Here is a 21017-nt window from a genome sequence, read left to right on the forward strand (position 1 = left end):
GCGCATGACAGAACCGACCATGGTCGCGACGGACAAGACGGCGAAGCAGATTTTCGAGGAAGCCTACGCCAATCCGGCCCGGCGCGCATTCGGCTTCGGCACAAAGATCGCCATTGTGAATGTGGACCCGCAAAAAGCCTATACGCGCCCGGATCTTTTCCCAAAGACCGCCTACGTCACAGATCCTCTGCAATGCGAATATATCGACCGCATCTCAAAAGCCGCTCGAGCTAAGAACTATCCCGTCGTGTGGACGCATGTCAGCTATATGGAAAATGCCGCCGATGCCGGTATATGGGGGACACGGACCGATACACCGGACAGCCTGCAGAATATCAAATATGGCTCTGATCGGGCAGAATTCGACGACAGACTCACCATCGATCAGAATGTAGATGCAATTTACACCAAGCGTATGCCGTCGGCGTTTTTTGAAACACCGCTGGCCTCGTTTCTCACCTGGCACAAGGTAGACACCGTGATTGTGACCGGTGGGTCGACATCAGGCTGCGTGCGCGCCACCGCCGTTGACAGTCTTTCACACGGATACCGCACGATTGTTCCCATGGAATGCGTCGCCGACAAACATGAAAGCTATCACTACGCAAACCTCACGGATCTTCATCTCAAATATGCCGACATCGTTCCTGTTCAGGCCGTATTTGACTGGATCGAAGCCCACTAGACACTAGCGAGCACAATTTCATGACAGCTGATCCGGGACTGTATTCTTATATTCCCTATAAGGACCGACCGAAGATTGTGTGGCCGGGCGGCAAGAAACTCGCCCTTTGGGTCGCACCCAATATCGAATTTTACGAGCTGTCACCGCCGCAAAACCCCCAGCGGAAAAGCTGGCCTCGCCCTGAGCCGGACGTTGTGAATTACGCCTATCGTGATTTCGGCAATCGCGTTGGTCACTGGCGGCTGATGGAGGCCATGGATGAGTTCGGCGTCCGCGGATCCGTTTCTCTTTCGGTTGCCATGTGCCAGCACCATCCCGAAATCATCGCGGCGTGTCAGGAGCGGAACTGGGAGTTCTTCTCCCACGGAATTTACAATACGCGCTACACATACGGTATGGATGAAGCGCAGGAGCGCGCGGTCGTTGAGGACTCCATCCGAACCGTCAAAACCGCCACGGGTCAGGATATTAAAGGCTATCTGGCGCCTGCCCTAACTCACACGATGAGCACGATGGACATCATCGCGGATTGCGGGCTCAGCTATACCTGCGATCTGTTTCATGATGACCAGCCCCTGCCGGTGAAGGTCAAGAATGGCCGGTTGATCTCCATGCCCTATTCGCTCGAGGTCAATGATCACTATGCCTATAATGTCTTTGGTTTCTCACCTGAGCAGTATACGGACCTCTTAAAACGCCATTTCGACACCCTTCTCGAAGAGGGGGCCGACAGCGGTACCGTCATGTGCGTGCCCCTGCACGCCTATCTTGTGGGGCGCGCCCACCGCATTGATCCCTTCAGGAAAGCCCTCGAATATTTCGCAAGCCATAGCGACGATGTCTGGCTGACGACCGCCGCCGAAATCTCCGATTTCTATCTTGCGAATTACTATGACGAATTCGATGCGCATATTCGCGCGCATGGAAAGGGAGGTACGGCATGACGCTCCCTGATGATTATCTCAAATACCCCAAACGCCAGCACGGGATGGATCACGACCTCTACCCCTGGTCCAATCTGTTTGACCGCAAGCCGGTGTCATGGCCGGAAGGGGCAGGTGTGGCGCTCTGGATCACCATCTCAGGGGAATTCTTTCCGTTGACGCCCAATACCGGCCCTCTGCGTGCGCCGGGCCATATGGCAACGCCCTATCCTGACTTCCGAACCTTCACGACACGTGATTACGGCAACCGCGTGGGCATGTATCGCATCATGAAAGTGCTCGACTCGCTCGGACTTTCCGCCAGCGTCAATATGAGCAGTGATCTGACGACACGCGCGCCCATGCTGGTAGAAGAATTCAAAAGCCGGAACTGGGAGATCATCGCCCATGCCCGTAACATGAATGATGTCGTCCATGGCGAAACGCCAGAGGACACAGAGCAGGATATCATCGACAGGACGCTCGACGATCTTTCGAACAATGCCGGGATCATCCCTAAGGGCTGGATGTCACCAGCGCGTTCTGAAAGCTATGCCACTCCGTCGCTCCTAGCGCAGTCCGGTCTCGAATATGTGTGTGACTGGGGTAATGACGACATGCCTTATCTGATGACGACTGAGGGCGGCCCCATCCATGCCATGCCGTATACGCATGAACTCGAAGACCGCCATGTCCTCCAAAATTTGGGCCAGCGCGAAGAAGTCTATATCGAACAGATCATCGCCGCGTTTGACCGCCTGTCAGCTGAAGCAAAAGATCATGGCGGACGAGTGCTTCATCTGGCGCTGACGCCATACATTATCGGCCAACCCTTCCGCATCTGGGCGTTAAAAGAGGTGCTGAACCGCATCCTCGAGAAAGGCGCTGTCTGGAATGCAACTGGCGAGGAGATTCTGTCTGCGTGGCAGAATGCACAAACGCCGGAGACAGCGTAACATGAAGAATACCCTGCCCCTGCGCGGCGTAAAAGTCATTGAACTGACGCATATGGTCATGGGACCAGCCGCCGGCGTTATCCTTGCCGACCTTGGCGCGGACGTCATCAAACTGGAGCCCATTGGCGGCGACCCGACCCGCCGCCTGAAGGGGTCCGGCGCCGGTTACTTCCCGATGTATAACCGCAACAAGCGCAGTCTGTCCGTAGACCTCAAATCTGAGGATGGACTGAAACTGGCAAGGGATTTGATCCGCGGCGCGGATATCTTCATCGAGAATTTTCGCGGCGGCGCCGTTGAACGGCTAGGTCTGGGGTATGACACTTTCAAAGAAGAAAATCCCGGCCTGATCTTCTGCTCGGAGAAGGGGTTTTTATCCGGCCCTTATGACCACCGCACCGCGCTTGATGAAGTCGCCCAGATGATGGGGGGCCTTGCCTATATGACAGGCCCACCAGGCCGTCCGCTGCGCGCCGGATCATCCGTGATCGACATTGCAGGCGGCATGTTCGGGGTCATCGGCATTCTGGCGGCACTCGCTGAACGCTCCGCAACCGGACGAGGCCGCAAAGTCGTCAGCTCGCTTTTTGAGACCACGGCCTTCATGGTCGGCCAGCACATCGCGCAGGCCGCCGTCACCGGCGAGACCGTCAAACCGATGCCGGTGCGCACATCCGCTTGGGCTATCTACGATCTCTTTGACACCATGGACGACAAACAGCTCTTCATTGGTGTGGTCAGTGACAAGCAATGGCCGATTTTCTGTAACGCATTTTCCTTGCACGGATTTCGTGATGATCCCGGCCTGCAAACCAATGCGCAACGCGTTGAAGCACGCGACCGCATTCTTCCCGCCATCAAATCGATCTGCAAAAGCCATTCGCAGGATGAGCTTGTCAGCATCCTCGAAGAAAGCGGGCTTCCCTTCGCGCCGGTTGCGCACCCGCAGGATCTGACCGACAATCCGCACCTCAATGCGAATGGTGGACTTCTGAATATCGAACTCCCCGATCAGGAGGGGTCAGCAAAGCTGCCTTCCCTGCCACTCGAAATCGATGAGACGCGTACGTCATTGCGGTATGATCCACCTAAAGCCGGCGAGCATACGCTGGAGATCCTCTCAGAGCTCGGTTGCGATGCAGCGCGCATCAAGCGCCTCATTGATCAGCAGGTCGTTGACCCGCTCGACGAGTAAAAAAGCGAGTTCAAGAGAAACTTTGTGCCCAATCTTCGGCTCAGAAGGCCACATGCGTGGCCCGGCTGGTCAGGCCGCCCTGCCGGAGGCGCTGCGCGCCGTGAGGCAAAATATAATAAGCCTGAGCGGTGAAAGTCCGCCTGCGCTTCATGCGAAGCTCCGGCGTGACAGCCATGCGCTCAAGTAGCCGAAGGCGGTAGCGCGAAAAAGAATCTGGCGGAGAGAGAGGGATTCGAACCCTCGGAACGCTTGCGCGCTCAACGGTTTTCGAGACCGCCCCGTTCGACCACTCCGGCACCTCTCCACGGGGGTTCGCAGGACGCGACGAAGCCATGATCAGGCAACTCCGATTGTCCGGCGAGCGGGCGTGCTAATGCCCCGCGCGCGCGGTTGCAACCTATTTGTGAGAGGCACTGTTCTGGCCTAATGGACGGCTGATGACAGAGCGCCTAATCTTGGCGCCATGAACAAGATCCTGATTGCCGCCCTCACCCTTTTTGGCCTTGCCGCCTGTGCCTCGACGACCAGCGTTTACGGTCCCGCGACCGATACCGGTTTCGGCTATCGCGACCAGCAGATCGAGGCCGACCGCTACCGGGTCTCCTATCGCGGCCGGGACATGACCAGCGCCGATGACGGCGCCCTGCGGCGCGCAGCCGAAATCGCCACTCGCGAAGGGGCAACATGGTTCCGGGTTGTCAGCCGCGATGTTGAGACCCCTTCGGGCCGCAGCTCCGGCACAAGCATCGGGATTGGCGGCGCCACGGGCGGGCGCAATTCGAGCGTCGGGGTCGGCGTCCGCCTTCCGCTCGGCGACAATGGCCCTCGTGAAGCCGTTGTCCGGCTCGAAATCCTTCTCGGCGAAGGCGAAATGCCCGGCGATGAGGGCGTTTATGACGCCCGCCAGGTGCTCGGTAATCTGGGCGGCACAACCGTCGGCGAAAGCGCGCTCGACGGATAAGGGGTTATGGCGAGCAAGACATCGCCAGATGACTGGTTCGCCCAGGAGCGACCCTTTTCGGATGCGCTCCTCAGGCTGCGGCAGCTGATGCAGGCGGCCGGACTCACCGAAACGATCAAATGGGGCATGCCCTGCTATACGCATGAAGGCCGAAATGTAGCCGGGCTCGGCGCCTTCAAGGCGCATTTCGGGATCTGGTTCTTTGAAGGCGCGCGGCTTGTCGACAGTGACGGCCTTTTGACCAATGCCCAGCCGGGCAAAACCCAGATGATGCGCCAGATGCGGTTTACCGATGAGAGGGAGATCAAACCCGCCCTGATCAAGCGTTACCTGAAAGAGGCCATGGCGCTGCCGCCTGAGAAGAAGAAAAAGGCTGTCAAATCAAAGCCTCCCGTCAAAATTCCGACCGAACTGGTTGATGCTATCAAAGCCGATCCTGAGCTGAAAACGGCCTTTTCCGCGCTCAGTCCCTCCTGCCAGCGCGAATATGCAGAGCATATTGGAGAGGCCAAAAAGCCAGAGACAAGAGAGCGGCGGCTCGGGAAAATGATCCAGATGATCAAGGCAGGTCTCGGCCTAAACGACAAATACCGCTAAAGGCGCGCCAAACCTAACCAGGGTGACATCTCACGGCATCTTGCATTGCGCAGGGGGTTCGGCGAGGACAGCGTTCAAAAGGCTGGGGCACCGCGAAAACCGGGTCCCTTTCGGGTATGTCGGGGCGACAGGTTCCCCGCGGGAGAAGTAATTCATGACCACCACGCTTAGTATCCGGCGTCTGTCCCTTTCACTTCTGGCAGGCTCCGCTGCGATCGCCATCGGCCATCCGGCACTTGCCCAGCAGACAATCGACTCGGATACGACCGATCCCGTCGCGACCTCTACGACTGGCGATCTGACCATCTCTTCAGATGGCAGCATTACCGTGACCAGCGGCACCGCTGTGACCATCGATTCCGATAGTGACGTCGTGCAAAACGGCGAAATCGCGATCGACGACACATCGGATGATGGCAGCGCCGCAGCAGATGACGCAACCGGCGTTCTGGTCACGGGCGATGTGACCTTCAGCTACGTTCAGAGCGGGACGACCCGGCTTGAAGATGACAGTCCGGTCGACCCGGACGACAACGATGAGAACGGCATCACCCCGCCCGACTATGCCGATAACCGCTATGGCTTCCGCCTCGATGCGGGCAGCTATGACGGCGCGATCCTGTTCAACACCACAGCCCTCGTCGCCGTTCGCGGGGACGATTCCGCTGCGATCGCGCTTGATGGTGATCTGACGAACTCGGACGGCGACAATGTCATCGATTTCTTCGGCGACATTATCATGACCGGGGAGAATTCCGCGGGTCTGCTGATTAATGGCAACATGGACGGAAATGTGAATGTCGGCTCCGGCTCCAGCATTTCCGTAACGGGCATGGATAGCAGCGCGATCCTCGTCAACGGCGCCATCAATGGCTCGCTTCGGGTCAACGGCATTCTTCAGGTGACAGGCTTTGCCGATACGAACCCTGAGCTTCCGATTGAAGATGATGCCAGTACCCCCGATGTGGATGAGTCCCAGTCAGCTGAGGCCCTCGCCATTCTGGAACGGAATGCGTCACAGACCGCCCTCACATCTGGCGACGGTGTTGCTGTCTATAACGACGTCGTAGGCGGTGTACTGATTGATGCGCCGCTGGTCACGGAATTCGCGGATGTCACCGATCAGACTGTCACGACGGCCGCGATCAGCGTCTTCGGGGTTGGTAATGCCCTGCGGATCGATGGCGGTGCCGGCGGCATCACAATCGGCGCGTATGAGAACGTCAATATCGACGAAGCTCGCCAGGCACTGCTGGATGATGATGATCCGGATAATGATGATGACATCCCGGAATATGGCGATTACGGCGTCATCAATCGCGGCCAGATGGTCAGCAATGGCGTCTATCCTGGCGTTGCTTCCGAAGCCGTCTCCATCCGCAATGCAACGATCGAAGGCGGTATCCGCAATGACGGCGCCATCGACACCCAGTCTTTGCGCGCAGCAGCGACCGGTATGTATATTGGCAGCGGCGCGAATGTCCCGACCCTCTTTAACCGTGGACGGATCAGTGCTGGGGTGAGTGGCTCGGGCGGAGATGCGACCGGCATCCATATCGACGTCGGCGCCAATCTGCCGAGCTTTAACAATGATGGCCGGATTGAAGTCTTCGCAATTAGCGATGACAGCGATGTTTATGCGATCCGCGATGAAAGCGGGACGATCACTGAGTTTGTGAACTCAGGCATCATCCTCTCTCTCCTGAGCGACGAGAATGACAACAATGCGAATACTGAGCGTGACAATGGTGAGCCGGTAGGCCAGGCCATCGCGCTTGATTTCAGCGCAAACACGACGGGCGTGACGATCCGCAACACGGTGACATCTCGCCCGGGGATCAATGTCGACTCTATCGGGCGCGCCAATTTCGGCCAGATCACGGGTGATATCCTGACCGGTTCCGGCGATGACATGTTCATCGGCGATGCCGGCCCGACCTTCGGCACGCTCTATCTTGGTGCTGGCAACGATACGGTTGATCTCTCGCAAGGTTCAGTCATTTCAGGCGGGATCGACTTTGGCGATGGTGACGAACAATTGCTGGTCGACAACGGCCTCGTCGCCGGCATGATTGATTTCGGCACGGGCACCTCAATCCTGTCCTTGAGCAATAATTCGGCTCTGGTCGGGAACATTGCTTCGGCCGGCTCCCTCGACATCACTGTTGCAGGCTCTTCGCTCACATTCGGATCAGGCACGGACCTGACCGTCGGTTCACTGATCGTCGACCCGATGGATATCATGGGAGAACAGGTTGCCAGTACGCTTGGCTTCTCGATCTCTGCCGATGGCTCCAGCGTTTCGAGCGTCACAGCAGGACTTGCCGATCTCGACAGCACGACCGAGCTTGAGATCCTCTTCGAAGGCGCCTTCGACAACGAAACTGTCGATCAGGTGATCCTGTCGGCAGGCACGCTAAACATCGACATCGATGCGCTGAACGCGTCCCTCAGCGAGAATGCGGATGGCACCCTGCCGGTCCTTTTCAAACAGTCAGTGCGCCGCGACAATAACGACCTCTCCCTCGTTCTTGAGCGGAAGACAGCGGCAGAACTGGGTATCGGCAAAGGCATGACGAATGCCTTCGCACCGGTCATCAGTGCCCTGACTGCGGATCAGGATCTTGGCAGTACCCTCTTTAATGCCACGACCAATGAAGAGTTCATGAGCCTCTTCAGTCAGGTTCTTGCCGGGCCGCTGGATGCACCGCTGGCCTATTCGCGGGCACAGAACAACTCCGTCACGTCTCTCGTCAGCCACCGTGTTGATGCAATCACTTCCGGGGATGACCGCCTGCAGCGCCGCTTCTGGCTTCAGGAAGAGGGCTACTTCGTCAATCGCGATCCTGATGACAGCTCCAACGGTTTTGACGGCGGCGGCTTTGTGATTGCTGGCGGTGTCGATGCGCCGATCGGCATGTTCGATGCGGTCGGGATCTCAGGTCACTACGCTTCTGCCCGTTACGACGAGCAGCTTGGCGAGGACTTCCCGTTTGACCGCACGACGATCGGCCTCGATCTCTATTTCGCGGACCGTATGGGCGCTCTCGAAGTCGACGGCCGCATCGGTTACGCGATCACGGATTCGACCTCCGAGCGGAACATCAATTTCGGCGGTGGCAACCGCGTCGTGACCGGCGACTGGAGCGGCACGCAGCTGACCGCGAACAGCCGGGTCCGCTATGTCATGAAGATGGGCAAGACCGAAGTTCGGCCGTTTGCCGGCTTCGACCTCGTTGCTCTGAAAGAAGATGCCTATACGGAAACAGGCAGCCCTGCGCTGGCGCTGACGGTGCAGGAACGTGAGGCCGAAAGCCTTCGCGCGAATGTCGGTTTTGAGCTTTCCCGCGTCTTCACCTCGGGCCGTCAGGCCTATGAGTTCAGCGTCCCGGGCACTTTCCGTCCGCGCCTGACCGCGGCCTGGAGCCAGGAGCTCCTGACCGATGACTACACCGCGACCTATAATTTCGACGGCGGGCAGGAATTCACCCTGACTTCCGAGCCGGAAAGCGGTGCCGCGATCATCGGCGGCGACATGACCTATGAGAACGAGTACGCCACGATCCATGCGGGCGTTTCGGGCACCTTTGGCGAGCAGACGGAAGTCTATACGCTGCGCGTCGGTGTCGGCCTCAAATGGTAGCCTAGAGTGTGGGCCGGTATGCCCCTTATGGGTGACCGGCCCTCCTAGTGACAGTAAGGGGCAAATGCCCCCATCTTGACCTGTCCCCCACTCACGGTATGGGAGCGCTATCATTGCGCGCCCATGGAGAATTCTGATGCCTTCTTCTGCCCCGACTTTTGTGCTTTTCGGCGCGACCGGCGATCTGGCGCGGCGCATGCTCTTTCCGTCGCTCTACTTTCTTCACCTCGAAGGACTGCTGACTGACGGCCAGCGCATCATCGGCGCCTCGCGCTCAGAGCGGACGAGCGAAGACTTCCGTGCGCAAATGGAGGACTGGGTCCGTGAGCGGACGGGCGAGCATTTCGATGCAGAAAAATTCGCAAGCTTTGCCGAACGCGTCACCTATCTCTCCGTGAACGCCAACGAGCTTTCTGACTTTGAGCGCCTGAAAGAAGAGATCGGCGGCAGCGATCAGGAAGCAGTCTTCTACCTCTCGACCAGCCCCGCCATCTTTGCAGCCACGACCCAGAACCTCAAAGCGGTCGGCCTGTCACATTCCCCGAATCGCATTGTCGTCGAGAAGCCGATCGGCCACGATTTCTCAAGCAACGTCGCCATCAATGATGCGCTGGCGGATGCCTTTGACGAAAACCGGACATTCCGGATCGATCATTATCTCGGCAAGGAGACGGTGCAGAACCTCATCGCCCTGCGCTTCGGGAATACGATTTTCGAGCCGCTGTGGAGCGCTACTTCTATTGACAGTGTGGAGATCACCATTGCCGAGGCAGTCGGCGTGGAAGGCCGCGGGGATTATTACGACGATTACGGTGCCATCCGGGACATGGTGCAGAACCACCTCCTGCAGCTCCTCTGCCTTGTGGCGATGGAGCCACCCGCCTCTCTCGATGCCGAAGCTGTTCGCAATGAGAAGGTGAAAGTCCTCAAGACGCTTGCGCCGATTACGGCGGAGAATGTCGAATCCAAGACCGTGCGCGGACAATATTCCGAAGGCTTTGACGAAAAAGGCGGCAAGGCCCCAGATTACCTCACCGATGCTGACCGCAAATCGAGCAACACGGAATCCTTTGTGGCGATCACAGCGGAGCTGCGGAACTGGCGCTGGAAGGGGGTCCCCTTCTATATCCAGACCGGCAAACGCATGGGCGAGCGCAAGACGCGGATCGTCATTTCCTTCCGACCGGTCCCGCATTCGATCTTCTCCGGCGCGGTATCCGCGAATGAGCTGATCATCACCCTGCAACCGCAGGAAGAAATCCGCCTGCAGATCATGAGCAAGCGGCCGGGCCTGACATCAGGCGCCATGTCCCTGCAAGAGCTTGGGCTCAACCTGTCGCTTTCCGACCATCTGCCCGAAGACCAGCAGCGCCGCCGGATTGCCTATGAGCAGCTGATCCTTGATGCGCTGAACAACAATCCCGCGCTCTTCGTCCAGCGGGACGAACAGGAAGCCGCATGGCGCTGGATTGATGGCATTGTCGCCGCTTGGGACCAGCAGAACATGAAGCCCAAATCCTACAAGGCCGGAACGTCCGGGCCATCGGCGAAGCACACGCTGACCGAACGGAACGAGCATAGCTGGTATGACTGATCTCTCCGCATACGAGACGAAAGACGCGCTTGCCGCCGCGGTCGCAGAGGCAATTTCGGAAAAGCTCCGTGCTGCTATTGAGGCGCGCGGCATGGCAAGTTTCGTGGCCTCCGGCGGCGGCACACCGAAACCGGCCTTCGAACTTCTGTCACAAGATGACCGGATTGATTGGGACAAGGTGACGGTCACCCTGTCCGATGAGCGCATGGCACCGCCCGAAGCAGGGGTGAGCAATGCCGACATGCTGCGCGAACATCTCCTGAAAGATGCGGCCGTCTCTGCGCGTTTCCTGCCGCTCGACACGCTCTCTTCGCTTGAGAAATTCGACCTGCCCTTTGATGTCGTCCTGCTCGGCATGGGCGGGGACGGACACTTTGCATCGATCTTTCCAGATGGGGACGGCATGGATGCGGCCTGCGCACCAGGCGCGACGATCCTTGCCGAAACAATTCCCCATCCCCTGCCGCCCGAGGCGCCCTACCCGCGCCTCACGCTCTCGCTGCCCGCCATCCGTCAGTGCCGTGATCTCTTTCTGATGATTTCCGGCGAGGGCAAGCGGGATATCCTCGAGCTTGCCGGATCAGACGCCCCTGAAGGCGATCTGCCGATCCGGCGCCTCCTCCACGATCCTGACTTACCGCTCAGCATTTTCTGGGCGCCATAGGAGACCGCGATGCCGACCCATAGTGCCGTCCAGTCCGTCATCGACCGTATCGAAGAGCGCAGCCGCGAAACGCGCGCTGACTATCTCGACAAGATCGAGGCGATGCGGCGACGGGGCAAGCGGGACGGTCATCTCTCCTGCGGCAACCTTGCACACGCCTATGCTGCCGCCTCAGCAGGAGACAAGCTCCGCCTTCGGACGGCTGGCAAGTCGCTCGGCATCGTCACGTCATATAATGACATGCTCTCTGCCCACGCCCCTTATGAGGATGTCCCGAAACTCCTGAGGGATGCCGCCCGCAAGGTGGGTGCCGTTGCGCAGGTCGCCGGCGGCACGCCCGCCATGTGCGACGGTGTGACCCAAGGACAGGACGGAATGGAGCTTTCGCTCTTCAGTCGGGATGTCATCGCCATGGCGACCGCCATTGCCCTGACCCATGACACATTCGATGCCGCCCTCTGCCTTGGGGTTTGTGACAAGATCGTACCCGGCCTTTTCATCGGCGCCGCCTCATTCGGACATTTGCCAATCCTGTTTGTCCCGGCGGGGCCGATGACCTCGGGCCTGCCGAATAAGGAGAAGGCGCGCATTCGCGGTCTTTATGCGGAAGGCAAGATTGGCCGGGCAGAACTCCTCGAAGGAGAGATGGCCTCTTACCATAGCCAGGGCACCTGCACCTTTTACGGCACCGCCAATTCGAACCAGATGATGATGGAGGTCATGGGCTTTCACCTGCCCGGCGCCGCCTTCGTCAATCCAAACACGCCATTACGTGAGGCCCTGACCCGCGCTGCCGCAACCCATGTTCTTGGGATGGAAGATTTTGGTATGGCGGAGATGACCTCCGCTGCGACATTCACCAATGCGATTGTCGGGCTTCATGCGACAGGCGGGTCGACCAACCACACGCTCCACATCATCGCGATGGCCCGCGCGGCGGGGTATCTTGTGACATGGGAAGACTTCTCCGACCTCTCGGATGTCACCCCCCTCCTTGCTCGCGTCTATCCGAACGGCGCCGCGGATGTGAACCATTTCCACGCCGCGGGCGGCATGGCTTTTGTCATCTCCGAGCTACGCAAAGAAGGTCTGCTATCGGACGATTGCATGACCGCCATGGGCAAAGGGCTCGCCGAATACGGCAAGGAGCCCTTCCTGAAAGATGGCGAGCTGGTCTGGCGCGACGGGCCGGACCGTTCGCTCAATGGAGATATTCTGCGACCGATCACCAACCCGTTCCAGCATCAGGGCGGGCTCAAGCTCCTGACCGGGAACCTCGGCAAATCCGTCATCAAGAGTTCCGCCGTCGCGCCCGAGCACCGCATCGTCGAGGCCCCCGCCATTGTCTTTCACGATCAGGATGAGTTCCTCGCCCGGTTCAAGGCAGGTGATCTCGACCGCGATTTCGTCGCCGTCGTCCGCTTTCAGGGCCCGGCCGCCAATGGCATGCCGGAGCTTCACAAACTTTCCCCGCAACTCGGCCTCCTACAGGATCGCGGACACAAGGTCGCACTCGTTACCGATGGCCGCATGTCGGGCGCATCGGGCAAGACCCCGGCGGCGATCCACGTCACACCCGAGGCCCTGCATGAAGGCCCGATTGCCCGCATTCAGGATGGCGACATCATCCGGCTCGATGCCGAGGCCGGCACCCTCGAAGCCAAGGTCGATGATCTGATGTCGCGGCCTCCTGTCGCGGGCGGCACCAACAGCCATGACGGGGTGGGCCGTGAGCTCTTTGGCGGTATGCGGGCCGCGGTCAGTCGCGCCGATGAAGGGGCCTGCACCCTTTTCTAGCCCCCTCGCGCCTGCCTCTAGGCAAATCGGGTCTCCCAGCCTATCAGGGGCGCAAAATTGAGCCTGCCCCAAGGAGTTCTCCATGCGCGTTGCGATGATCGGTACCGGCTATGTCGGTCTTGTGTCCGGTGCCTGTTTCTCGGATTTCGGCCATGACGTAGTGTGCGTCGACAAGGACGCCTCCAAGATCGAGCGGCTCGAGCAGAATATCATGCCGATCTACGAGCCGGGCCTTGATGCGCTGGTCGAAAAGAATGTGAAAGCTGGCCGGCTGGCCTTCACCACGGATCTTGCCAAGGCCGTGCCCGGCGCGGACGCCGTCTTCATTGCGGTCGGCACCCCGTCGCGTCGCGGTGATGGCCATGCGGACCTGTCCTACGTTTATGCGGCAGCAGAAGAGATTGCAGCGGCGATCACGACCTATACCGTCGTTGTCACGAAATCGACCGTACCCGTCGGAACTGGCGCGGAAGTCGAAGCCATCATCCAGAAGGTCCGCCCGGATCTGAAACCCGGTGTCCATTTCTCCGTTGCGTCGAACCCGGAATTCCTGCGCGAAGGCGCGGCCATTGATGACTTCAAACGCCCGGATCGCGTCGTCGTCGGCGCACAGGACGACAAGGCCCGCGAGACGATGAAGGAGCTCTACCGTCCACTCTACATCAATGAGACGCCGATCGTCTTCACCAACCGGGTGACATCCGAACTGATCAAATATGCGGCCAACGCGTTCCTTGCGACCAAGATCACCTTCATCAATGAGATGGCGGATCTCTGCGAGAAAGTCGGCGCCAATGTGCAGCAGGTCGCCAAAGGCATTGGCCTTGATGGCCGGATCGGCTCGAAATTCCTGCACGCAGGGCCGGGCTATGGCGGCTCGTGCTTCCCGAAAGATACGCTTGCACTCGTCCGTACTGCCCAGCAGCATGAAAGCCCTGTGCGCATTGTCGAGCAGGTCGTTGAGATCAATGCCGACCGCAAGAAGGCGATGATCAACCGCGTCCGTGCGATGGCGGGCGGCGACCTCTCCGGCAAGACGATTGCCGTCTTGGGCCTGACCTTCAAACCGAATACGGATGACATGCGCGACAGCCCGAGCCTCGATCTCGTCCCTGCGCTGATCGATGCGGGCGCCACCGTTCGCGCGCATGACCCCGAGGGCATGGAAGAAGCCAAGAAGCTGCTCCCCGACGCGCTGGTCTATTGCGATGGCCCCTATCAGGCGATGGAAGGCGCGGATATCGCCGTCATCCTGACCGAATGGACCAATTACCGCGCGCTCGACCTTGATCGCGTGAAGTCGCTCCTCAGCGCGCCCAAGATTGTGGACCTGCGCAATGTCTATGATCCGGCGCAGATGGAGCGTGACGGCTTCGAGTACAGCTCGATCGGGCGTCCGACTACCAGCTGATGGTGAGGGCGGCCCGCGCCGCCCGCTCCTCCCCCGGAAAATAGCGTTCCGAGCCAAATGCGAAATCGGCCCGGGTGGCATATCGCGTATCGAACAGGTTCGAGATTTCGCCTGACAGAACGAGCCTGTCCGTCAACTGCCATTCGGCATCAAGATCGACGACCTCGTGACCGGAATAACGGACCGTGCCCGCTGCATCCATTTTGTAAGCACCGACATGTGCCAGCCGGGCGGAGAGGCGCAAGGCATCCGCCGGGCGCCAACGGAGAGCGGCATTCAGTAGCGTCCCCGGCGCGGTATCTACTTCCGTTCCTGCACGAATGACCTCACTTGACTGCGCGACACGACGCGAGAACCCATAGCGGTGATCAGCAACTGTCCCGGCCAGCCGGAGGCCCAGCGCATCATTGACCTGCCAGTCGAGAAGGAACTCGACGCCTGCATGATCCGTCTTGCCGTCATCGACCGTGAAGCCGTCCGCATCCCGGAACAGGAAATGCGCCTTTCGCCCCCTGAACCCGATGATTTCTGCCGTCAGACTGTCTGCGAAATAGCGGATTCCGGCCTCGGCCATATCAAGCGTTTCCGGTTCGATCCCGTCGACGCTCTGGTTGATCTGTAGGCGGTAGAGATCGGTTGTCTGGGGCGGCCGGGCGCCGCGCGAGAAACTGGCGATCAGACTGACCCCGCTGCCCAGATCATAGATACCGCCCACACGCCCGGTCAGAACGGTGAAGTCGTCTTCCCGGTCAGCGGGCCTCAGGAACCGGCCGACCGTCCCCGACGCGATCCGGTTATCATACTCATAGCGCGTATGATTGAGCCGCGCGCCTGCCTGCAGCGACAGACGCTCCGTTGCCTGATGTCTGATCCGCAGGAAAGGGGCAGCCGAAAGGCTTGTTACCTCGTAATCATAATGCACGCCTTGCGTATAGGAGAAGACATCCGGGATCGCCTGCTCTTCAAAGAGGTCTCCCTTCGCCCATTCAAGATCAAACCCGGCGAGGAGTTCTGTCCGCGCACCCAAATTCTGCCGCCACGAAGAGAGAAGCCCCGTAGCGACATGGCTGTTCACCTCAATCGCCTGGGAGGGGAGGAAATGGAGCCGGAAGGTCATGTCACTGACAATGGCGTAAGGAGTAAGCGTCAGGACACCTTGCGTCCGTGTCAGGACCGCTTCGCTTGACAGCACCAGATGGTCGAGATCGCGAAACGCCGCCGGATTCGGATTACTCCGGCGCAAGGCATCATCCCGGTACGCATCTTCTCCCTGCACGAAACCGGCGGTTTCCTGTTCGAGGTGATGAAAGGAAGCACGGCTCGTGATCGACACGCCTTCCCCCTGCCAGCCATGCGCGAGCTGGCCCTTGAGCTGGTTCACGCCGCTATCGTCCCGATAACCGCCATCAGAATAGCCATGAAGCGCCGTGTAGAAATTACCCCCGCGCCATTCCGCTGTTCCAGAATATCGCTCGAACGCGCCCGTCCCGAGTCGCAGCCTCCGGAAATCCTCTCCCAGCGGCGACGGCGAGATCACATTGACCGCGCCATGGACAGCATTGGCGCCATAGGTGACGTCCCCCGGCCCGCGCACGACCTCTAGCCGGTCCGCAAAAGGCGTCATCGCATCGAACAGGCCATTCACATTGGCAAAGCCCGCCGACCGCAGCGGCACCCCGTCCTGAAGATATAGAAATGAGCCCGCACCCGCCCCGCCCGTCAGGACAGGAGAGCGGATCGCGGTCAGATGCTCCTGTCCCGAGCCCGCCTGAATGAACGCCCCCGGCACCCGATTGATAAGGCTCGCAGGATGTTCAGCCAGTCGTGCTGCCTCATCCATCAAGTCGACAGGCGTGACGGCTACAGGGCTCTCTGCCAATGGGCGCGCGGCCCGTTCAGCCGTCACGACAATGATGTCAGCATCTTCTGCGGCACCCGCAGTCATCGCCATGGCGGACAGCCCCATGACCAGAAGTGTTACCCTAGCGTCCATATGTGCCTTCATGGCGCGACTATCGGCCATCTGCTATGCTTTTCTTAAGGGAAAATCGGACAGACTCACCGCGTGATTTCATTGAAAAACCCCCCGGAATAGCTACATTCTGCCCTGAATTTCGACTCTGACAGTCGGGAATGGAGAAAGACATGAACGAGACTGATCGCCTTTATCGCGCCGAGAGTGGCACGCTGAGCGGCGCGACCTATGACGAAGGCCTGCGTAAATACATGCTCGGCGTCTACAACTACATGGCGATGGGCATCGCCGCGACCGCGCTGGTCGGCCTGTTTTTCATGACGAACGAAGCCGCGCTGCGGTTTGCCCTCAATCTGCGCATGATCCCTTTCATCGGTGTCATCGCGCTGGGCTTCATTGCCCCCCGCCTGATTTTCAGCGGTAGCGCTGGCCTCGCCCATGCTGCCTATTGGGCATATGTTGCGCTCTGGGGTCTGCTGATCGGACCGGTTGTCGGGATTTATACGAATGCCGGACTGGGCCTTGATGTCATCAAGGCGTTCTTCATTGCGACCTCAATCTTCGCCTCGATGAGCCTCTTTGGCTACACGACCAAGAAAGACCTGTCGGGCTGGGGCCGCTTCCTGTTCATGATCGGCATCGGCTTGCTTGTAGCTCTTGTGGTCAACATCTTCCTTGCCTCAAGCATGTTCAGCTTCCTGATCTCATGCGGCGTGGTGGTCTTCATCTCTGCTGTAACCGCGTTCCAAACGCAGATGATCAAGAGCCTCTATTCGGAAGGCGCCTCGAGCCATAACCAACGCGCGTCGATCTTTGGCGCCTTTGCACTCTACGGCTCATTCGTGACCCTGTTCATCCACATCCTGAACATTCTGGGTCTCGCCCGCGACTAAGCGGCACCCGGAGCTGACAAGATGAAAGCCCGCGCTTCGGCGCGGGCTTTTTCATTTGATGAGCTTGAGTTTCTGGCGATCAAAGACTGAGAGCACCTGCCGCAGCTCGCTTCCGCGTTTGAGGACCTGCCCGGTCATGGCAATGACCTGATACATGCCCTGCTTGTTGCGTAGTCTGGGGATCTTCTCGACGCGATAGAGCGGCGCCTCCGCCGTGCGCCGGAAAATCGAAAAGACGGCCCGGTCCGTCAGCCCGTCAATCGCGTAATCCTTCCACTCGCCTGCGGCGACGAAGAACCCGTAGACATTGAGAATGGCATCGAGCTCGACCCGCTCAAAGTTGACGGGGAGGGCCTGACGGCCTCGCGATGGGCTTTGTGTCATCGACATCGGACAAACGGTATGCCGAAAGGCGCACTTTTGTCCATTCTTCAGAGGCTTGGCAGATGGCCGCAGATTGGGCTTATCTCACCCGATGACAAAATTCCTGCCGCTAGCTCTCCTCCTCCTCGTGATCGGTTGCGCACGCCCATGCTGCGTGCCCGAGCCTCATCCGCTTGACCCATCGCCAAGCTTTGAGCGTCCACCCAACCCGCAAACGATCGATATCGTCGGGAATTATGCCGGTCGGGACATGACCATCACAGTCGATGGCCGCATCGTCCATGAAGGCATCCGCTATCTCGAACCTGAAGGCGTGATCTGGCGGCTGACCGTCGGAAAGCGAGACGGCGCCTCCGTACTCATCGTCGACATTGAGGATTGCGAGAGCAAGCTGGAAACGGCGCTGCCCGCCCCATCGCCGGATGATCAGACCACCCTATTGATACGGGATTGCGAGCTTGAGATTCTCAGCTGAGGCAAGGCTGTTAACGCTTCACAAAGCATGCCGTCAAAAGGTCATATTCTCTCCCTCAGCCTGACAAATTCCGCCGTCATATTAGTAGACGTCGGTCGAGGGGACGACCCTTGAGTTCGGATCAACTCGCCCCCCAGCCCCCGAATAAAGGCCCCTCGCCCGACTACTCTTCCCCACTCTCCCAACATTTGGGTCTTGCCGCATGAGCCGGCGCCCGGCAGGGCGTCGGACATGCCTTCTGTCGGATCGCTCCTTGCGCCGCTTGCCGGGGCCACCCTGATCGGCGTCATCGCTGCCTGGCTGAAGCTATTCGGCCAGACAGAGGCGCGCGTGCTGTCACGCTTTGTCTTCCTCGTGGCGATGCCGGTTGCCGTTTTCAATTTCGTCGTCGATGCGCCCCCGCCGGAGCCTGCCTATCTGGGCATGATTGCCGGATATCTGGCCGGGCTCACCGCGACCGTGGTGCTGGGTTTCTTCTGGATACGGCGTTTTTGCGGGGCGAGCATTCAAGAGACGGGCGCCGCCCTTTTCGCGGCGATCTGCGGCAATGCGATTTTTCTCGGCCTGCCAATTGCGCTTGGCGTGCCCGGCTGGGGACCGCCCTTCCTGATCCTGATGGTGTTTGAGGGGACAATGACCTTCGCCATCGCGACCGCGCTGATGACTTGGCCGGATAAGGATCATCCTGACCAGTCGCCTGTGAAAAATGCCGTGAATGCCGCCACCCGCGCCATCCGCAATCCGGTCGTGGTCGGCATGGCGCTCGGCTTTCTTCTCATGATGCTCGGCATTCAACTGCCGGAAATGGTTGCCGCGCCGCTCGATCTTTTCTCCAAGATCGCTTCTCCGCTCGGCCTGTTCGTGCTCGGATTGTATCTTGTCATCCTGCCGCGAGAGCAAACCGCCCTGCCGACGAAGCTGCTGATCGGCCTGTTGCCGCTAAAGCTCATTATCTTCCCCGCGATCACCGCCGGGATCACTTGGGTGCTAACATCTGACATTGCCCTGACGAGTGCCGCCGCGCTTTTCACGGTCGTACCGCCTGCGGTCTCCTCTGTGGTCCTTGCCAGCTCTTACGGCTTTTATGAGAAGCAGGTCGCCGCCATCGTCGCGGTCGGCACGCTGATCGGTATGCTGACGGTCACAGGCTTTCTGGTGATTGCACTCGGCGCCTAGTCGTCGTCTTCGTCGACATCCGTCCGGTCGCCAAGGGACGCCCCAAAGATACGGCGGATACCGGTCGACTGCGCTTCTTCTTCACCCTCATGACCATGCGGATGAGATTTCTCAATCGACGGATCGATGAAGAACATCGCGACGATAAAGGCGAGGAAGCAGAGCGCGATGGAGACCCAAGCCAGCATCTCGAAACTGTAGATCATCGCCTCGCGGTAATTGGCGGCATTGAGGCCAACAAGATCATCGCCCGCGCCATAGCCGACCGCGGAGACGACCGGATTTTTCTCTGCCACCTTATAAAAGGCCCAGCCCGCGACTGCGCCATAGCCTGCAATCGCAAAGAGGGTCGCCGCCCGCGCCGCCGCATTATTGATGCCTGAGGCGACCCCGTGGGAATGCTCCGGCGTCGCATTGAATAGCGCCGTGTTCATCCCCGGTACGACAAGCGCGATGCCTGCGCCAAAGATGGTGATCGACCCAAAGACCCCTGCCAGCGTCCCTGACCAGGGCGCAAGCCCCATGGACGCAAAGGCCGCGACCCCGACAAGCGAGCCCGTGGCCAGCATCATCCGGACACCATAACGCCGCGCCAGCTTTGCCGAGAGCGGCGTGAAAATGACCATGGGCAATGCAAAGCCGAGGAAGGCGACGCCAATCTCATTCATTCGGAAGCCGAAAGCGTCGGTCAGGAAGATGGGATAGAAAACGAAGATCCCCCCCATCGCGCCGTAAAGCAGGAAGGTGATGACGTTGATCGCGTTAAAGGTGCTGATGCCGAAGAGCTCAGGCGGCATCATCGGGCTTTTCACTTCCCGCTCGACAATGACCAGCAAGAGAAGCGCGACGAGGCCAATCCCGATGGGCACGCCCCATTCGAGCGACTTATGCGCCGAATGCGGCTCCGACAAAGTGATGAACCCATAGGCGATCCCCGCAAAACCGATGATCGCCAAGAGCGCGCCTGCCCAGTCGATCCGGTCGGGGATCCGTGCAGGCGGCCGTTTGGGCACAAACCACCACGCAATCAGCATGGAGAGAATGCCGAAGGGCAACGGCAGGATGAAAATCATCCGCCAACTGGCAAATTCAACGAGCCAGCCACCGACCGGCGGGCCGATCGCGGTCATGATGGCCGATGCCACAGACCATATCCCGATGGCCATGCCCCGACTCTTGCGGGGGAAATAATCGGACAGCAGCGTCAGCGACATCGGCGTGAGGAGCGCTGCCCCCATGCCTTGGATCGCCCGCGCGAAAATCAGCACTTCAGCTGTCGGGGCGGCCGCGCATCCGATCGACGCGATGGTGAAGAGGATCACCCCGGCGATAAATGTCGCCCGCCGTCCGTAAAAATCACCGATGGCGCCGCCGATCAGCATGAGCGCAGAGATGAACAGCATGTAGATCGAGGCGACCCACAGCATTTCGCCAAGGCTTGCATTGAGGCCGGCCTGAATCGGGTCCAGGGCAAGAGTGACGGCCGTGCCGTTCACGAACGCCATGGAAGAGCCCATGATCGAGGCGAGCAGCACCGCTATCCGCTGGCCAAGCGTGCTCTCGACCACGCCCTCCTTCTCGATATCGCCCTGTGACAAATGCCGCCCCTGACTATGCGTTCAGCCTCCATAGCGGAGCCGGATAGCGAGGTCAGCCCATCGCCGTTGCTGCACCGCAAAAAGACGGGC

The 21017-nt window shown here is 59.5% G+C and carries 17 protein-coding genes and 1 tRNA gene; 14 read left to right on the top strand and 4 right to left on the bottom strand.

The window, feature by feature from the left end; all coding sequences use genetic code 11:
* Positions 1-19 precede the first annotated feature (19 nt).
* The 4 genes from DX908_RS07505 to DX908_RS07520 are packed head-to-tail and all read left to right on the top strand — an operon-like array spanning position 20 to position 3759.
* On the top strand, positions 20-685 hold the full coding sequence (locus tag DX908_RS07505; RefSeq protein ID WP_116393024.1) for an isochorismatase family protein: 666 nt from the start codon (positions 20-22) through the stop codon (positions 683-685).
* 20 nt (positions 686-705) lie between these two features.
* Positions 706-1629, top strand: a complete 924-nt coding sequence (locus DX908_RS07510; protein ID WP_116391743.1) for a polysaccharide deacetylase family protein — start codon at positions 706-708, stop codon at positions 1627-1629.
* Positions 1626-2564: a polysaccharide deacetylase family protein gene (locus tag DX908_RS07515; RefSeq protein ID WP_116391744.1), complete on the top strand. Its 939-nt coding sequence runs from the start codon at positions 1626-1628 to the stop codon at positions 2562-2564. The genes DX908_RS07510 and DX908_RS07515 overlap by 4 nt, the downstream gene beginning before the upstream one ends.
* Position 2565: 1 nt before the next feature.
* Positions 2566-3759 (top strand): CaiB/BaiF CoA transferase family protein, encoded by a 1194-nt coding sequence (locus DX908_RS07520; protein WP_116391745.1) that lies wholly within the window; start codon positions 2566-2568, stop codon positions 3757-3759.
* A gap of 214 nt (positions 3760-3973) precedes the next feature.
* On the opposite strand, the gene DX908_RS07525 is transcribed toward DX908_RS07520, so the two are convergent.
* Positions 3974-4063 (bottom strand) — tRNA-Ser (locus DX908_RS07525).
* Positions 4064-4222: 159 nt separating this feature from the next.
* Between DX908_RS07525 and DX908_RS07530 the strand changes: the two genes are divergently transcribed.
* The 7 genes from DX908_RS07530 to DX908_RS07560 all read left to right on the top strand — a co-directional run bounded on the left by DX908_RS07530 (position 4223) and on the right by DX908_RS07560 (position 14426).
* On the top strand, positions 4223-4720 hold the full coding sequence (locus tag DX908_RS07530; RefSeq protein ID WP_116391746.1) for a CC0125/CC1285 family lipoprotein: 498 nt from the start codon (positions 4223-4225) through the stop codon (positions 4718-4720).
* A gap of 6 nt (positions 4721-4726) precedes the next feature.
* The gene (locus DX908_RS07535; protein ID WP_116391747.1) at positions 4727-5317 is read left to right on the top strand and encodes a YdeI/OmpD-associated family protein; all 591 of its coding nucleotides are present in this window, start codon (positions 4727-4729) and stop codon (positions 5315-5317) included.
* Between the two features lie 154 nt (positions 5318-5471).
* Positions 5472-8960: an autotransporter family protein gene (locus DX908_RS07540; RefSeq protein WP_116391748.1), complete on the top strand. Its 3489-nt coding sequence runs from the start codon at positions 5472-5474 to the stop codon at positions 8958-8960.
* 136 nt (positions 8961-9096) lie between these two features.
* The gene (gene zwf / locus DX908_RS07545; protein WP_116391749.1) at positions 9097-10554 is read left to right on the top strand and encodes a glucose-6-phosphate dehydrogenase; all 1458 of its coding nucleotides are present in this window, start codon (positions 9097-9099) and stop codon (positions 10552-10554) included.
* Positions 10547-11218, top strand: a complete 672-nt coding sequence (gene pgl / locus DX908_RS07550) for a 6-phosphogluconolactonase (RefSeq protein WP_116391750.1) — start codon at positions 10547-10549, stop codon at positions 11216-11218. The genes zwf and pgl overlap by 8 nt, the downstream gene beginning before the upstream one ends.
* Positions 11219-11227: 9 nt before the next feature.
* On the top strand, positions 11228-13015 hold the full coding sequence (edd, locus tag DX908_RS07555; protein WP_116391751.1) for a phosphogluconate dehydratase: 1788 nt from the start codon (positions 11228-11230) through the stop codon (positions 13013-13015).
* An 82-nt stretch (positions 13016-13097) separates the two neighbouring features.
* Positions 13098-14426, top strand: a complete 1329-nt coding sequence (locus tag DX908_RS07560) for a UDP-glucose dehydrogenase family protein (RefSeq protein WP_116391752.1) — start codon at positions 13098-13100, stop codon at positions 14424-14426.
* Here the strand turns inward: DX908_RS07560 and DX908_RS07565 are convergent.
* Positions 14416-16449, bottom strand: coding sequence for a TonB-dependent receptor (locus DX908_RS07565; protein WP_116391753.1), 2034 nt, complete (start codon positions 16447-16449; stop codon positions 14416-14418). The genes DX908_RS07560 and DX908_RS07565 overlap by 11 nt on opposite strands.
* A 122-nt stretch (positions 16450-16571) precedes the next feature.
* Between DX908_RS07565 and DX908_RS07570 the strand changes: the two genes are divergently transcribed.
* Positions 16572-17294 carry a Bax inhibitor-1/YccA family protein gene (locus DX908_RS07570; RefSeq protein WP_116393025.1) on the top strand — a complete coding sequence of 241 codons (723 nt, stop codon included), beginning with the start codon at positions 16572-16574 and terminating at the stop codon, positions 17292-17294.
* Positions 17295-17345: 51 nt separating this feature from the next.
* Here the strand turns inward: DX908_RS07570 and DX908_RS07575 are convergent, their stop codons facing one another.
* Positions 17346-17684 carry a DUF2794 domain-containing protein gene (locus tag DX908_RS07575; RefSeq protein ID WP_116391754.1) on the bottom strand — a complete coding sequence of 113 codons (339 nt, stop codon included), beginning with the start codon at positions 17682-17684 and terminating at the stop codon, positions 17346-17348.
* A gap of 85 nt (positions 17685-17769) precedes the next feature.
* Between DX908_RS07575 and DX908_RS07580 the strand changes: the two genes are divergently transcribed.
* Both DX908_RS07580 and DX908_RS07585 read left to right on the top strand, forming a co-directional pair.
* Complete coding sequence (locus tag DX908_RS07580; RefSeq protein WP_116391755.1) at positions 17770-18153, top strand: hypothetical protein; 384 nt, start codon at positions 17770-17772, stop codon at positions 18151-18153.
* 231 nt (positions 18154-18384) lie between these two features.
* Positions 18385-19329 (top strand): AEC family transporter, encoded by a 945-nt coding sequence (locus tag DX908_RS07585; RefSeq protein ID WP_116391756.1) that lies wholly within the window; start codon positions 18385-18387, stop codon positions 19327-19329.
* On the opposite strand, the gene DX908_RS07590 is transcribed toward DX908_RS07585, so the two are convergent.
* Complete coding sequence (locus DX908_RS07590) at positions 19326-20927, bottom strand: MFS transporter (protein WP_116391757.1); 1602 nt, start codon at positions 20925-20927, stop codon at positions 19326-19328. The genes DX908_RS07585 and DX908_RS07590 overlap by 4 nt on opposite strands.
* Positions 20928-21017 lie beyond the last annotated feature (90 nt).

Source organism: Parvularcula marina, assembly GCF_003399445.1.
GTDB classification, from domain to species: Bacteria; Pseudomonadota; Alphaproteobacteria; order Caulobacterales; family Parvularculaceae; genus Parvularcula; species Parvularcula marina.

Excerpts from the sequence above, each read along its gene's own strand:
- zwf (WP_116391749.1), top strand. The coding sequence starts at position 9,097 with ATGCCTTCTTCTGCCCCGACTTTTGTGCTTTTCGGCGCGACCGGCGAT.
- DX908_RS07565 (WP_116391753.1), bottom strand. The coding sequence starts at position 16,449 with ATGGCCGATAGTCGCGCCATGAAGGCACATATGGACGCTAGGGTAACA.
- DX908_RS07530 (WP_116391746.1), top strand. The coding sequence starts at position 4,223 with ATGAACAAGATCCTGATTGCCGCCCTCACCCTTTTTGGCCTTGCCGCC.
- DX908_RS07535 (WP_116391747.1), top strand. The coding sequence starts at position 4,727 with ATGGCGAGCAAGACATCGCCAGATGACTGGTTCGCCCAGGAGCGACCC.
- DX908_RS07580 (WP_116391755.1), top strand. The coding sequence starts at position 17,770 with ATGACAAAATTCCTGCCGCTAGCTCTCCTCCTCCTCGTGATCGGTTGC.
- DX908_RS07520 (WP_116391745.1), top strand. The coding sequence starts at position 2,566 with ATGAAGAATACCCTGCCCCTGCGCGGCGTAAAAGTCATTGAACTGACG.
- pgl (WP_116391750.1), top strand. The coding sequence starts at position 10,547 with ATGACTGATCTCTCCGCATACGAGACGAAAGACGCGCTTGCCGCCGCG.
- edd (WP_116391751.1), top strand. The coding sequence starts at position 11,228 with ATGCCGACCCATAGTGCCGTCCAGTCCGTCATCGACCGTATCGAAGAG.
- DX908_RS07560 (WP_116391752.1), top strand. The coding sequence starts at position 13,098 with ATGCGCGTTGCGATGATCGGTACCGGCTATGTCGGTCTTGTGTCCGGT.
- DX908_RS07510 (WP_116391743.1), top strand. The coding sequence starts at position 706 with ATGACAGCTGATCCGGGACTGTATTCTTATATTCCCTATAAGGACCGA.
- DX908_RS07570 (WP_116393025.1), top strand. The coding sequence starts at position 16,572 with ATGAACGAGACTGATCGCCTTTATCGCGCCGAGAGTGGCACGCTGAGC.
- DX908_RS07585 (WP_116391756.1), top strand. The coding sequence starts at position 18,385 with ATGCCTTCTGTCGGATCGCTCCTTGCGCCGCTTGCCGGGGCCACCCTG.
- DX908_RS07575 (WP_116391754.1), bottom strand. The coding sequence starts at position 17,684 with ATGTCGATGACACAAAGCCCATCGCGAGGCCGTCAGGCCCTCCCCGTC.
- DX908_RS07515 (WP_116391744.1), top strand. The coding sequence starts at position 1,626 with ATGACGCTCCCTGATGATTATCTCAAATACCCCAAACGCCAGCACGGG.
- DX908_RS07505 (WP_116393024.1), top strand. The coding sequence starts at position 20 with ATGGTCGCGACGGACAAGACGGCGAAGCAGATTTTCGAGGAAGCCTAC.
- DX908_RS07540 (WP_116391748.1), top strand. The coding sequence starts at position 5,472 with ATGACCACCACGCTTAGTATCCGGCGTCTGTCCCTTTCACTTCTGGCA.